The organism is Streptomyces sp. NPDC017943 (assembly GCF_044328425.1).
GTDB classification, from domain to species: domain Bacteria; phylum Actinomycetota; class Actinomycetes; order Streptomycetales; family Streptomycetaceae; genus Streptomyces; species Streptomyces djakartensis_A.
In genome coordinates this window covers 19,328-33,536 of the sequence record NZ_JBIRHH010000011.1, presented here as the reverse complement: position 1 = coordinate 33,536, position 14,209 = coordinate 19,328, and the positions used below count along the sequence as shown (strand labels likewise).

The 14,209-nt window shown below is 72.0% G+C and carries 9 protein-coding genes; all 9 read left to right on the top strand.

The features are described from left to right. The first annotated feature begins 8 nt into the window (after positions 1–8). The 9 genes from ACH4C6_RS29910 (at position 9) to ahcY (ending at position 13,977) form a co-directional block, all read left to right on the top strand. Positions 9–1,544, top strand: coding sequence for an MFS transporter (locus tag ACH4C6_RS29910; RefSeq protein WP_398111751.1), 1,536 nt, complete (start codon positions 9–11; stop codon positions 1,542–1,544). A gap of 118 nt (positions 1,545–1,662) precedes the next feature. Beyond that, a complete protein-coding gene (locus ACH4C6_RS29905; protein WP_398111750.1) occupies positions 1,663–1,896 on the top strand; it encodes a DUF5302 domain-containing protein in 234 nt (77 codons plus the stop codon). A gap of 419 nt (positions 1,897–2,315) precedes the next feature. Next, positions 2,316–4,073, top strand: a complete 1,758-nt coding sequence (locus ACH4C6_RS29900) for an acyl-CoA dehydrogenase (RefSeq protein ID WP_398111749.1) — start codon at positions 2,316–2,318, stop codon at positions 4,071–4,073. Positions 4,074–4,215: 142 nt separating this feature from the next. Beyond that, entirely contained in the window at positions 4,216–5,070 is an 855-nt protein-coding gene (locus ACH4C6_RS29895; RefSeq protein ID WP_398111748.1) for a 4'-phosphopantetheinyl transferase family protein, read from the top strand. A gap of 578 nt (positions 5,071–5,648) precedes the next feature. Then, positions 5,649–7,925 carry a condensation domain-containing protein gene (locus ACH4C6_RS29890; protein ID WP_398111747.1) on the top strand — a complete coding sequence of 759 codons (2,277 nt, stop codon included), beginning with the start codon at positions 5,649–5,651 and terminating at the stop codon, positions 7,923–7,925. Positions 7,926–7,993: 68 nt separating this feature from the next. Next, positions 7,994–8,203, top strand: a complete 210-nt coding sequence (locus tag ACH4C6_RS29885; RefSeq protein ID WP_398111746.1) for an S-adenosylmethionine synthetase N-terminal domain-containing protein — start codon at positions 7,994–7,996, stop codon at positions 8,201–8,203. After that, positions 8,200–11,688, top strand: a complete 3,489-nt coding sequence (gene metH / locus ACH4C6_RS29880) for a methionine synthase (RefSeq protein ID WP_398111745.1) — start codon at positions 8,200–8,202, stop codon at positions 11,686–11,688. Before ACH4C6_RS29885 ends, metH begins: the two co-directional genes overlap by 4 nt. Then, entirely contained in the window at positions 11,685–12,590 is a 906-nt protein-coding gene (gene metF / locus ACH4C6_RS29875; RefSeq protein WP_398111744.1) for a methylenetetrahydrofolate reductase [NAD(P)H], read from the top strand. Before metH ends, metF begins: the two co-directional genes overlap by 4 nt. Next, entirely contained in the window at positions 12,568–13,977 is a 1,410-nt protein-coding gene (ahcY, locus tag ACH4C6_RS29870; protein ID WP_398111743.1) for an adenosylhomocysteinase, read from the top strand. The genes metF and ahcY overlap by 23 nt, the downstream gene beginning before the upstream one ends. Positions 13,978–14,209 lie beyond the last annotated feature (232 nt).

Genomic DNA, 14,209 nt, shown 5'->3' with positions numbered 1-14,209 from the left:
GGGATGCCATGCCTGAGCCCACCGACTCCACAGCGCACCAGGGCCCGGAGCAGGCGCCGTCGCGCCCCACCGGCTCCTCTGCCCCCGCTCCCTCACCGCACCGCTGGCTGGCGCTCGCCGTGGTCACCCTGGCGTCGTTCCTGGACAACCTCGACGCGAACGCCGTCACCGTGGTCCTGCCCGCCATCCAGCAGGATCTCGGGGCCGGCTTCGCCACGGCCCAGTGGACGGTGGCGGGTTACGCCCTGGCCTACGCCCTGTTCCTGATCACGGGGGGCCGGCTCGGCGACATCTACGGACGCAAGCGGCTGTTCGTGGCGGGGGTCGCCGGATTCACCGTGGCGTCGGCGGTGTGCGGTGTCGCGGGTGCTCCCGCGGTGCTGGTGGCGGGGCGGTTCGCGCAGGGTTTCATGGCCGCGCTGATGGTGCCCCAGGCCGTGTCGGTCGTGGTCACGATGTTCCACCGTGACGAGTGGGCAAAGGCGTTCGCCGTACTGGGCACGGCGCTCAGTATCGGCAGCGTCGCAGGCCCGTTGCTCGGAGGCACACTCACCGACCTGGATGTGCTGGGCCTGGGATGGCGGGCGATCTTCCTGATCAACGTGCCGCTCGGGCTGATCGCGCTGATCATGGCGGTCCGCAGTATGCCCGAGTCCCGCTCGCAGCAGCCGCCGCGGCTGGACGTGATGGGTGTGGTGCTGCTGACGGTTGCCTCCCTGGGCGTGATGTATCCCTTGATCCAGGGACGTGAACAGGGCTGGCCGGTCTGGATGCTCGTCCTCGTCGGTGTCGGTGCCGCGACGTTCGCGGTGTTCGTCAGGCAGCAGGGTGTGCGGCACCGGCGCGACGGCTCCGCGCTGGTCCCGCCGACACTCTTCCGGCACCGCTCCACCCGGGTCGGCCTGACCGTGACGCTGCTGGTGTTCAGCGGTGTGGCGTCGTTCTTCCTCGTGCTCACCTATCACCTGCAGACGGGGCTGGGTTGGCCGGTGCTGAAGACCGCGCTGGTCACGGCGGCCTGGCCGGTGGGTATCACCGCCACTTTCCAGATCGCGTGGAAGCACGGTGCGGGCCGGCGTCGGGCGTGCGTGGCGGTGGGGTCGTTGCTGATGGGCTGTGGTGCCCTGTGGACACTGCTGGAGATCTGGGCGGCCGGTGACGGGCAGCTGGCCTGGCCGCAACTGGCCGCCGCAGAGCTGGTCATGGGCTGCGGGATGGGCCTGACCACCCCGGTGCTGACCGCCGTCGTGCTGGAGGACGTCCCGGCCGATGACGCCGGGGCGGGCTCCGGGGTGCTCAACGCCGCCATCCAGTTCAGCTCGGCCGTCGGGGTCGCCGTCATCGCCGGGCTGTACTTCGGGCAGCTGGGCGAGGCGGCGGGGCGGCACGCCGGGGCGGGGGGATCCGCCTCGGTCACGGCGGCGGTCCTTTGGTGCAATGTCGCCGTCTTCCTGCTGACGACCGTATTGAGTTCCCTGCTGCCCGCCGACCCAGAGCGAAGGAACCGGGAGCAAAGGAGGTCACCGGTCACCACCGGATCGTGAGGTGATCCGGTTTCGAAACGGCTGGATTCCATTCCCGGAATGTCACGTGCGTCTGGCCGGTGCGGGATTTCCGTGCCAGTCTGACGCCACACCCCCCTCTCCCATTCAGGAGGCATGCATGGCTGCACTTCCCGAGCCGAATTCCGACGGCAATTACGGCAATGACGCCAATGATGGCAGCGACGGAAACCGTGCTCTCGACGGTGACAACCGGGCGAAATTCCGTGAGGCCCTGGCCCGCAAGGCGAACGCCAACCAGGCGCGCCAGGCCCACGAGGACGGGCGGCTGCGTGTGAAGGGCATGAGCGGGCCCGCAGGCCAGAAGCGCTACTTCCGGCGCAAGACCGGCTGAGCGGCCTCTGACCGCACACGCTCCGGGGCTGCTGCGGGATTCTTCTCCTTCCGGCCGGACTTGTTGCCCGGCCGGAAGGAGAAGACCCCGCGGCAGCCCTCTTTCCATGCCCGGAATGCCACTCTCCGCCGCCCACTTCCAAGGAAAAAGAGAAGACTCTCTCGCGGTGGGGTGAGGGAATATCGCACATCGGCTCGCCGCCCGCTCGCACCCCACTCGAAGAACACTTCAGCAGCAGTGGAGTCCGCCTGGAATCCATGGCGCTGATCAGCCATTTCGCGTCGACGTCCCACACGCCGCCCGTACCGGGCCTGGACCGCGGCTCCAGTCAGGCTCCGGCACCCCACCAGAGGCCCGGGCCAGGGTGATGTACGGGCGCGCGACCGGCCCGCCCGGACCCGAGGAGCTGACCGAGCGCGATGACCACCACCGCCGAGACCGGACACGTCCCGGGCACCGCACCCGGCGGCTGGGAGCGCGCCGCGGACCTGCGCGCGGCCCGCCTGGAGGCCCGGCTCGGCGACCCCTACGACCCCGCCAACCCGCACGGCCTGCGGGCCCTGTTCGCCGCCGACGACCGGCGCACCCCGCCCCGCGCCACCGAAGAACTCCTGGACGAGGTGCAGCTGGCCGCCGAGTTCGTCCCCCTCGCCCACGGCGGCCGGCTCACCCGCGCCGACCTGCTGGCCCGCACCCTGCGCCCCCTCTTCCGGCGCGACGTCGCCCTCGGCTTCGGCCACGGCATCACCTCGCTGTTCGCGATCGGCGCCGTCTGGGCCGCCGGCAGCGACCAGCAGCGCCGCCGCCTGGCCCGGCTGCTGCTGGACGGCAGACGGGCCACGATCGTCCACCACGAACTCGCCCACGCCAACGCCATCCTGCGCCACGAGTTCACCGCCCGCCCCGCACCCGGTGGCGGCCATCTCCTCACCGGACACAAAGACGTCATCATCAACGCCGCCCGCGCCGACGCCCACGTCGTCTACGCCCGCACCGACACCGCGCGCGGCCCCCACAGCCACTCCGTGTTCCTGCTCGACGCCGCCGACGCACCGCCCGGCAGCGTGGTGCACCTGCCGCGCGTGCAGACCTCCGGCATGCGCGGCGCCCTGTTCAGCGGACTGCACTTCCACGACCGGCCGGTGGGCGCCGACGCGCTCGTCGGCCGCACCGGTCAGGGAGTCGCCCTGGCCCTGCGCACCTTCCAGGTCAACCGCAGCGTCATCTGCGGCGTCGTCACCGCCGCCGCCGACACCGTCCTGCACTCCGCCGTCCGCGCCGCCACCACTTCCCGCAGTGGCCCCGTGGCCCGCCGCTGGCACAAGCCCCTCACCGGCGTCTTCGCCGACCTGCTGGCCTGCGACGCCATGGCGAGCGTCGCCCTGCGCGCTCTGAGCCTGCTGCCCGAGCGCGCCCACGTGTTCGCCGCCGCCGTCAAATACGTCGTCCCCGACCTGCTGCGCGAGAACCTCGAAGAACTCGCCGCCGTCCTCGGCGGCCGCGGCTACCAGCACCACAGCCCCGAATACGGCGCCCTGGACAAACTCGTACGCGACCTGCCCGTGGCCGGACTCGGCCACGCCGGCACCGCCTCCTGCCAGTCCGTGATCGTGCCGCAGCTGCGCTCCCTCGCCGAGACCGCCTGGTTCACCGAGGAGGAACCGCCGCCCGAACTCTTCCGCACCGGCGCCGAGCTGCCCGCGCTGGACTACCGGCTGCTCGGCATCGCCGGCGGCGGCGACTTCATGGCCGCCTCCCTGCTCCACTCCGCCGCCCGCCTGGCCCCGGCCCGCGGCGTCGGCGGCCACATCACCGCCCTGGCCGCCCTCGCCGAGGCGTTCACCGCCGAACTGCGCGCCCTGCGCCAGATGTGCCTGCGCCTGCCACGCCACGGACCGGGCCTGTCCGAGCCCGCGGCACTCGTGCTCAGCGACCGCTACAGCCTGATCGTCGCCGCCGCCGCCGTCCTGGGCATCTGGGAGGGCCAGGACGGCAGCGACCCCTTCCTCGCCGACGCCGCCTGGGCCGTACTCGCCCTGTCCCGCATCGGCGCCCGCCTGGGCATCCCCGTGCCCGACCTGCCCGACGGCTGCACCCAGCAGGTCCTGAACGAACTGATCCGCCGCTACCGCGCCGGCCTCGGCTGCGACCTCGCCGCCACGCCCCTGGCCCGCTAAGACCCCCCACCCCGCCGCCCACCCCACCCGCCCGCAAGCCGCCGCCCACCGCACCCGCCCCTAGCGCCCGCCCACCGCACCCGCCCGCAACGCCCGCGCCCGTGACCCGCGCGAGAACCACCAAGGAAAGGGGTGAACCGAGGTGCCCACGCCCCCCCTCACCGACCCGGCGTGCCTGCCCGCCGACGCCGACCGCATCAGCCGGCCCGTCCACGTCAGCGGCCCCGACGGCCCCTGGCACCAGATCGGCCAGGACATGCACGCACGCGGCAACGCCGTCGTGTTCGCCACCTGGGGCGAATGGCTCGGCCCCGCCCTGACCGACCCCGCCCTGCGCCCCCTGCTCGGCCGCGACTGGCAACGCTACCGCCGCACCACCGACCCCCTGGTCCGCTTCCGGTTCGTCACCTCACGCCTGGTCACCAAGTACACCGCCGCCGCCGCACTGGGCACCCAGGCCAGCGCACTCGACCTCGCCTACAAGATCGGCGGCCGGCCCTACCTGCGCGGACTGGACCAGGTCGACATCAGCCTCACCCACACCGACGACCTGATCGCGGTCGCCGTCAGCCGCAACGGCCGCATCGGCGTCGACGCCGAACCCGCCGACCGCACCATGTCCTTCGACCTCATCCACGGCCACGTGTGCACCCCGGCCGAACGCACCGAACTGCACCCCCTGCCCGAACCACAGCGCGCCGCCGCCCTGCTGAGACTGTGGACCCTGAAGGAGGCCTACACCAAAGCCATCGGCCAGGGACTGCGCCTGGGCTTCACCGAGTTCGGCTTCGGTACCGCCGGCGCGGGCCTCCTCGCCCCCGACGGCCGGCCCGCCTCCCGCGGCGAATGGGCCTTCGCCACCCACCGGGCGCTGGGCCGCTATCTCATCAGCGTCGCCTGCCACGACACCGGCCTCGACACCGCGCGCGACACCGCCCCGCACACCATGCTCGACGAGGGCTTCATGGGCGCCGTCACCGACCTGCTCACCCCCTGAAGCCCCCCCCGGGCCCGTCCGCACCCGGCGCCGGTGAGCCCGGCTCGCGCCCGCGTCCAGCACCGGACGAGGAACACGGCCACCCCATCACGCCCGGCTAACGTTCCCCGGACGGTTCGTGCGAGGTGGGGGAGAAGGAGCCAGTCATGGCACCACCACGGCCCCCGCGGCCTGCGGCCTCACCCGCGTCACACGCCCACCCTCGGACGGCATCATCGTCGGACGGCGGGACACGACGAAGCCCCAGCCCCCCGCGCCGCGGCCCCACCCGGAACACCTCGCTCGCCGTACATTCCGCCGCACATTGCGCCGGCGCATCGGGACGGCGGCCGCTGCTCCCTGCCCCGCACCCTCCCTGAGGCCCTAAGCCCCACCAGACACGGCCGCACCACACTCCCGTGCGCGTCCACCGCGACGTCAGCGCCGTAACAGGCCCGCATGGACGGCACCGCACATACTCGTCGAGCACTCGCAGAGGGGAGGGCAGGGGCCTTCGCAGCCGTACGCCGAGGTCGGCACACACCGTACGTCGACCGCACGCCGTACGCGCGACCACCCAGGCGCGCCCCGTACAGCCGATGAGCACCGAACACACCTCGTCGCCCCCGGGCGAGGAGCCGACCTGCATCGTCGTCGACCTCGGGCCGGCCCCGTACCGCCGGCCGCGCCTGGAGGTGCGCGGCCCGCTCGACCGAGACCACCTGCAGGCCGCCCTCGGCCAGGTGGCCGGCCACCTCCCGGGCGTCGGCGCCCTGCACCACCGTCTCGACCGGCACCGCAACGGCCATCACACGCTGCGGCTGACCACCGACGGCACCAGTGAGCCAGGTGCTGAGCCCGGTGCCGAGCCTGGAGAAACGTTCCCCTACGGGCTCCTCGCAGACCTGCTGACCCGCCCCGGCGCGCCCGCAACCCACCCCACCTCCACCCGCACGCTCGCCCCGACACCCCTGATGCGGGAACTGCTCGCCGACGCCGACGCCCACCCGGGCCGCCACGTGGAGCGGCTGTCGTGGGCCTGGCACGGACCGCTGGATCCCGACCGGTTCCGCGCCGCCTGGCAGTCGGTCGTCGACCACGAGAGCGTGCTGCGTGCCGTCTTCGACGACAGCCCCGAGCCCCTGCTGGTCCTGCATGACCGCGCCGACGCCGACGTGCTGTGGCTGCCGCACGGCTCCGTGCGCTTCAGCGACCTGATCGCCCAGGACGTGCGCCGCGGTCTCGACCCGCGCCGCCTTGGCAGCCTGCGCGTCAGCGTCCTCGCCGGTGGCCCGGCCGGCGCCGACGGCACAGCACCCGCGCCCGCCTGGGTGCTGCTCACCTACCATCACGCCCTGCTGGACGACACCGGCGCGCGACTGCTGCTGCACGAGTTCTACCGCGCCTACCTGACGGGGGGCCGGCTGCCCGGCGGCGAACGCCGCCCCGACTTGCGCGACTACGTGCGCTGGCTCGACCGCCGGGACACCGTCCCCGCCCGGCGGTTCTGGTCCGCAGCCTGCGGAGCCGACGGAGCCGGAGGAGCCGGAGGAGCCGGAGGAGCCGACGCAGCCGCTCCTCCCGCAGGCGGCCTCCCACCCGGCCCGCTCACCGCCGCACCCGGCCCCGCGCACTGCACCCGCACCCGTATCCGGCTGTCCGCGCAGCAGACCCAGCGGCTGACCGCCTGGGCCGCCCGCCTGGGCTGCACCGAAAGCAGTGTTCTGCACACCGTGTGGGCGGTATTGCTATACCGGGCCGCCACCACCGGCGCCACCGGCACCGCTGGCGCACCCGCGACGGTCCGCTTCGCGGTCACTGCCTCCGGCCGAGGCATTCTCCTGGAGGGCGCCGACCGCCTCCCGGCCGCTCTGCGCACCACGATGCCGCTCAGCGTCCGGGTTGCACCCGAACGCACCGTGGCCGGCCTGCTGACCGAACTACGCGACCGCGTCCTGGACATGAGCTGCTACGAATGGCTCTCCCCGGGACAGATCCACCACTGGTCCGCCCCGGACCCGACGCAGGGACTGGCCGCCCCCGACCCGGCGCATCAGCGGTCCGCCGGCCACTTCCTGTCCGCCGGTCACTGTGCACCCGCTGCCAGCCTCCTGGCCTTCGAGGGCGGGCCGCGCCCCGCCCCGGACCTGACTCGGGAACTGGCCGCCCAGGGCGTGCGCGTGGAGCGGCCCGACCCGCTGGGCGCCCTCACCGCCTTCCCCCTCACCCTCCTCGCCCACCGCGACGACCACGGCGCCCTGGTGCTGACCGCGTCCTGCCACCCGGGCCCGCACACCACCGACGCCAGCGAAGCGCTCACCCACAGCGCGCTGCTCCTGGGCGAACTGCCCTACCTGCCGGGCGACACCACGACCGTCGCCGACCTGCTGCGCCTGCCGACCGCGCCGACCGGCAGACGACCCGCACCGCATCCACACCCCGTCCCTGACGAGCCGCCCGACGCCCCGCCGGCCACGCCGCGCAGCGCGCCGATTGGCCCGCCGCTGACAGCGCTGCGTCCCGCCGCCGGCCCGGACGACGGAATCGTCTGCCTGGTACAGACCCACGGCACCCCCCGTTCCCGCTACGACCAGCTCGCCGCGGCCTACCGGGGCCCTGAGTCGGTCGTCCTGCTGCGTTGCACGCCCGGCGGCGTCCGTGCTCGCCACGACGCGCTGCGCCCGCTGCTGGACGGGGCGGGGCTGCTGGTGCTGGGCGCGTTCTGCGGCGGCGGCAGCGCCGCCTACGAGATCGCCCGGCTGATCGCGGCGCAGGGCCGGCGCCCCCCGCTGGTGGTGCTCACCGGCGCCACGACCGCACCCGCGGCCCTCGCCCGGATGCTGCAATCTGCCGCCGCACGAGCGGGACGCCCCTGAACCGGCCCCATGGTGACGACACACGGACGGCCCGCGGGCCGTCGTGAGACGTCGACCTCTGGAGAATCATGCCCCGTTGCCCATTCACCTCCCAGTCCGTGACCGAGGCTCACCCCGACGAGACCGCCGGCCCGATCGCCGACGCCGTCCTGAACGCGCCGGTGCGCCAGAACCCGCCCGCCCGGGTCGCCGTCGAGGCACTGCCCACCACCGGCCGGGCCCACGTCACCGGTGAAGTCACCACCAGCGCCTGTGCGCCGACGGAAGGCGCGGCATGACCGGCTCCCGCACTGCCGACGACAGCCGCACCCGCGTCCTGGCGCTGCGCGAGGCCCTGGCCACCCGCGTGGTGGTGGCCGACGGGGCCATGGGCACCATGCTCCAGGCGCAGGATCCGACCCTGGCGGACTTCCACAACCTCGAGGGCTGCAACGAGATCCTCAACGTCACCCGGCCCGACATCGTGCGCGCGGTGCACGAGGCGTACTTCGCCGCCGGGGTGGACTGCGTGGAGAGCAACACCTTCGGCGCCAACCACGCGGCCCTGGGCGAGTACGACATCGCCGGGCGCGTCGCCGAACTCTCCGAAGCGGGCGCGGCCATCGCCCGGCGCAGCGCCGACGACGTCACCCGGCGCACCGGGCAGCAGCGCTGGGTCCTGGGCTCCATCGGTCCGGGCACCAAGCTGCCCACCCTCGGCCACATCGGCTACCGCACCGTTCGCGACGGTTTCCAGGCCAACGCCGAGGGCCTGCTCACCGGCGGTGCGGACGCGCTGCTGGTGGAGACCACCCAGGACCTGTTGCAGACCAAGGCGGCCCTGGTGGGCGCCCGCCGGGCCATGGACGCCCTCGGCGCCGACGTGCCGCTGCTGTGCTCGCTGGCGTTCGAGACGACCGGCACCATGCTGCTGGGCTCGGAGATCGGCGCCGCGCTGACGGTCCTGGAGCCGCTCGGCATCGACATGATCGGCCTGAACTGCTCCACCGGCCCGGCCGAGATGAGCGAGCACCTGCGCCACCTCGCCCGCCACTCCCGCATCCCGCTGCTGTGCATGCCGAACGCCGGCCTGCCCGTGCTCACCCGGGACGGCGCGCACTTCCCGCTCGACCCCCAGGGCCTGGCCGACGCGCAGCACTCCTTCGTCCGCGACTACGGCCTGTCCCTGGTCGGCGGCTGCTGCGGCACCACCCCCGAGCACCTGCGCCGGCTGGTCGAGCGGGTCAGGGGCGTCACCCCGGCCGGGCGCGACCCGCAGCCGGAGCCGGGCGCGGCTTCCCTCTACCAGAGTGTGCCGTTCCGGCAGGACACCTCCTACCTGGCCATCGGTGAGCGGACCAACGCCAACGGGTCGAAGAAGTTCCGCGAGGCGATGCTGGAGGGCCGCTGGGACGACTGCGTGGAGATGGCCCGCGACCAGATCCGCGAAGGCGCGCACATGCTCGATTTGTGCGTGGACTACGTCGGCCGCGACGGCGTCGCCGACATGAAGGAGCTGGCGGGCCGTTTCGCCACCGCCTCCACCCTGCCGATCGTGCTGGACTCCACCGAGGTGGACGTCATCCGGGCCGGCCTGGAGAAGCTGGGTGGCCGTGCGGTGATCAACTCGGTGAACTACGAGGACGGCGACGGCCCCGAGTCCCGCTTCGCGAAGGTCACGGCCCTGGCCCGGGAGCACGGGGCGGCGTTGATCGCGCTGACCATCGACGAGGAGGGCCAGGCCCGCACGGCGGAGAAGAAGGTCGAGATCGCCGAGCGGCTGATCGAGGATCTGACCGGCACCTGGGGCATCCGCGAGGAGGACATCCTCGTGGACTGCCTTGCCTTCACGATCTGTACGGGTCAGGAGGAGTCCCGCAAGGACGGTGTGGCCACCATCGAGGGCATCCGCGAGCTGAAGCGCCGCCACCCGGCGGTACAGACGACGCTGGGTTTGTCCAACATCTCCTTCGGCCTGAATCCGGCCGCCCGCATTCTGCTCAACTCGGTCTTCCTGGACGAGTGTGTGAAGGCGGGTCTGGACTCGGCGATCGTGAACGCCGGCAAGATCCTGCCCCTCGCCCGCTTCGACGTAGTGCAGGTGACCACGGCCCGGGATCTGATCCATGACCGGCGCGCAGAGGGCTACGACCCGCTGCAGAAGCTGATGCAGCTCTTCGAGGGCGCCACCGCCGTGTCGCTGAGGGCGGGCGCGGCCGAGGAGCTGGCGGCTCTGCCGCTGGAGGAGCGTTTGAAGCGCCGGATCATCGACGGGGAGCGCAACGGCCTCGAAGCGGACCTCGACGAGGCGCTGACGCGGCGTCCGGCGTTGGACGTCGTCAACGAGATCCTGCTGGACGGCATGAAGGTCGTGGGGGAGCTGTTCGGCTCGGGCCGGATGCAGCTGCCGTTCGTGCTGCAGTCCGCCGAGGTCATGAAGACGGCCGTGGCGCACCTCGAGCCGCACATGGACAAGAGCGACGAGGCCGGCAAGGGCACCATCGTGCTGGCCACCGTGCGCGGCGACGTCCACGACATCGGCAAGAACCTCGTCGACATCATCCTGTCCAACAACGGCTACAACGTCGTCAACCTCGGCATCAAGCAGCCGGTCTCCGCGATCCTGGAAGCCGCCGAGGAGCACAAGGCCGACGTCATCGGCATGTCCGGGCTGCTGGTGAAGTCGACGGTGATCATGAAGGAGAACCTGGAGGAGCTGAACCAGCGCGGCCTGGCCTCCGGCTATCCGGTCATCCTCGGCGGCGCCGCCCTGACCCGCGCCTACGTCGAACAGGATCTGCACGAGATCTACCAGGGTGAGGTCCGCTACGCCCGCGACGCCTTCGAGGGACTGCGCCTGATGGACGCCCTCATCGGCGTCAAGCGCGGCGTCCCCGGCGCCAAGCTCCCCGAACTCAAGCAGCGCCGGGTACGCGCCACCACCCCAGTCGAGGTCGCGGAGCGCCCGGAGGAGGGCCACGTCCGCTCCGACGTCGCCACCGACAACCCCGTGCCCACCCCGCCCTTCCGCGGCACCCGCGTGGTCAAGGGCATCCAGCTCAAGGAGTACGCGAACTGGCTAGACGAGACGGCCCTGTTCCGCGGGCAGTGGGGTCTGACGAAGGACCTGATCGAGACCGAGGGGCGTCCACGTCTGCGCGGCCTGCTGGACCGGCTCCAACGGGAGAACCTGCTTCAAGCGGCCGTGGTCTACGGCTACTTCCCGTGCGTGTCCAAGGGCGACGACCTGATCATCCTGGACGAGCAGGGCAGCGAACGCACCCGCTTCACCTTCCCCCGCCAGCGCCGCGGCCGGCGCCTGTGCCTGGCCGACTTCTTTCGCCCCGAGGAATCGGGTGAGGTCGATGTCGTCGGCCTGCAAGTCGTCACTGTCGGCTCGCGCATCGGCGAGGAGACCGCCCGGCTGTTCGAGGCCGACGCCTACCGCGACTACCTCGAACTGCACGGCTTGTCGGTGCAGTTGGCCGAGGCGCTCGCCGAGTACTGGCACGCACGTGTGCGCTCCGAGCTCGGCTTCGCGGGGGAGGACCCGGACGAGATGCAGGGCATGTTCCGCACCGAGTACCAGGGATGCCGTTACTCGCTGGGCTACCCGGCCTGCCCGGACCTGGAGGACCGGGCCAAGATCGCCGAACTGCTCCGGCCTGAGCGCATCGGCGTGCAGCTGTCCGAGGAGTTCCAGCTGCACCCCGAGCAGTCCACCGACGCCCTCGTCGTCCACCACCCGCAGGCGGGCTACTTCAACGCCGGAGGCCGCCCATGACCCCCCTGCGTGACCTCCTCACCCGCGGCACACCGTCGTTCTCGTTCGAGTTCTTCCCACCGAAGACCGAGGCGGGCCTGCGGACGCTGTGGCAGGCCGTCCGCCGCGTCGAGGCACTGGCGCCGTCGTTCGTGTCGGTCACCTACGGCGCGGGCGGCGCCTCACGCGACCGCACCGTCGAGGTCACCCAGCGGATCGCCGCCGAGACCACGCTGCGGCCGGTGGCTCACCTCACCGCCGTGGGCCATTCCGTCGACGAACTGCGCCACATCATCGGCCAGTACGCCGATGCCGGCGTGCGCGACGTGCTCGCCCTGCGCGGCGACCCCCCGGGAGACCCCAACGCCCCCTGGGTGCCACACCCGCAAGGTCTGCGCCACGCACACGAACTGGTGTCACTGGTGCGCGCGTCGGGGGACTTCACCGTGGGTGTGGCCGCGTTTCCCGAACGGCATCCACGCTCACCCGACTGGGACAGCGAAGTCCGCCACTTCGTGGCCAAGTGCCGGGCGGGCGCGGACTACGCCCTCACCCAGATGTTCTTCCGCGTCGAGGACTACCTGCGACTGCGCGAGCGGGTGGAAGCGGCCGGCTGCACCACCCCGATCATCCCGGCGATCATGCCGGCCACCGACGCCCGCCAGATCACCCGCTTCGCCCAACTCTCCCACGCCACCTTCCCCGAGGACCTCGCCACACGGCTGGAGCAGGCACGCGGCAACCCGCAGGCCGGCCACCGCATCGGCGTCGACCACGCCACGGCCATGGCCGACCGGCTGCTGGCCGAAGGTGCGCCCGGGCTGCACTACATCACCCTCAACCGCTGCGGCGCGACGGTCGAGATCCACCGCACCATCCAGAACCGAACCAGGAGTGCCCATGCCTTCGCAACCGCCCGCTGACTTCACGGACTTCAAGGTCGCCGACCTGTCCCTGGCCGACTTCGGCCGCAAGGAGATCACCCTCGCCGAGCACGAGATGCCCGGCCTGATGGCGATCCGCAAGGAGTACGCCGCAGCCCGGCCCCTGGCGGGCGCCCGGATCACCGGCTCCCTGCACATGACCGTGCAGACCGCCGTCCTGATCGAGACGCTCGTCGCCCTGGGCGCCGAGGTCCGCTGGGTGTCCTGCAACATCTACTCCACCCAGGACCACGCGGCCGCCGCCGTGGCCGCCGCGGGCATCCCGGTCTTCGCCTGGAAGGGCGAGACGCTCCAGGAGTACTGGTGGTGCACCGAACAGGCCCTGACCTGGCCCGGCCACGCGGGCCCGAACATGATCCTGGACGACGGCGGTGACGCCACCCTCCTCGTCCACCAAGGCGTCACCTACCGCAAGACCGGTGAACTGCCACCCGCCGACAACGAGGAACTGGCCGTCGTACGGGCCCTGCTGGAGTCGAGCACACTGGACTGGACGGCCCTGTCCTCGCAGATCCGCGGCGTGACCGAGGAGACCACGACCGGCGTCCACCGCCTGTACGAGATGCAGCGCGAGGGCACCCTGCTGTTCCCGGCGATCAACGTCAACGACGCGGTCACCAAGTCGAAGTTCGACAACAAGTACGGCTGCCGCCACTCGCTGATCGACGGCATCAACCGCGCCACCGACGTCCTGATCGGCGGCAAGACCGCGGTCGTCTTCGGCTACGGCGACGTGGGCAAGGGCTGCGCGGAGTCGCTGCGCGGCCAGGGCGCCCGGGTGATCGTCACCGAGATCGACCCGATCTGCGCCCTGCAGGCGGCGATGGACGGTTACCAGGTCACGACCCTGGACGAGGTCGTCGAGACGGCCGACATCTTCATCACCACGACCGGCAACAAGGACATCATCATGGCCTCCGACATGGCCAAGATGAAGCACCAGGCCATCGTGGGCAACATCGGCCACTTCGACAACGAGATCGACATGGCCGGCCTGGCGAAGATCCCCGGCATCGTCAAGGACGAGGTCAAGCCGCAGGTCCACACGTGGACCTTCCCCGACGGCAAGGTCATCATCGTCCTGTCCGAGGGCCGGCTGCTCAACCTCGGCAACGCCACCGGCCACCCGTCGTTCGTGATGTCCAACTCCTTCGCGGACCAGACCCTGGCCCAGATCGAGCTGTTCACCAAGCCCGACGAGTACCCCACCGGCGTCTACGTCCTGCCCAAGCACCTGGACGAGAAGGTCGCTCGCCTCCACCTGGCCGCCCTCGGCGTCAAGCTCACCGAACTGCGCCCGGAGCAGGCCGAGTACATCGGCGTGCAGGTCGAGGGCCCGTACAAGCCGGACCACTACCGCTACTGACACCGAGAACCGTCGGCCCCGGTTCCCAGCCGGGGCCGACGGCTCCTGACGTGTCCAAAGGGGGCCGGGCGGCGGGTCACTGCCCCGAGCCCGGCTTGGCCAGCCGGCGGGAGCGCGAGTATGCGACGCTCCTATGAACGCATCACGCCCGAACCCGATGGGGTCGCCGACATCATGTGCGCCGAGCCCTCCACCGGCCTCGTGCCCCTCATGCCGCGCCAGACACACACCC

Excerpts from the sequence above, each read along its gene's own strand:
- ACH4C6_RS29910 (WP_398111751.1), top strand. The coding sequence starts at position 9 with ATGCCTGAGCCCACCGACTCCACAGCGCACCAGGGCCCGGAGCAGGCG.
- ACH4C6_RS29905 (WP_398111750.1), top strand. The coding sequence starts at position 1,663 with ATGGCTGCACTTCCCGAGCCGAATTCCGACGGCAATTACGGCAATGAC.
- ACH4C6_RS29900 (WP_398111749.1), top strand. The coding sequence starts at position 2,316 with ATGACCACCACCGCCGAGACCGGACACGTCCCGGGCACCGCACCCGGC.
- ACH4C6_RS29890 (WP_398111747.1), top strand. The coding sequence starts at position 5,649 with ATGAGCACCGAACACACCTCGTCGCCCCCGGGCGAGGAGCCGACCTGC.
- ACH4C6_RS29885 (WP_398111746.1), top strand. The coding sequence starts at position 7,994 with ATGCCCCGTTGCCCATTCACCTCCCAGTCCGTGACCGAGGCTCACCCC.
- metH (WP_398111745.1), top strand. The coding sequence starts at position 8,200 with ATGACCGGCTCCCGCACTGCCGACGACAGCCGCACCCGCGTCCTGGCG.
- metF (WP_398111744.1), top strand. The coding sequence starts at position 11,685 with ATGACCCCCCTGCGTGACCTCCTCACCCGCGGCACACCGTCGTTCTCG.
- ahcY (WP_398111743.1), top strand. The coding sequence starts at position 12,568 with ATGCCTTCGCAACCGCCCGCTGACTTCACGGACTTCAAGGTCGCCGAC.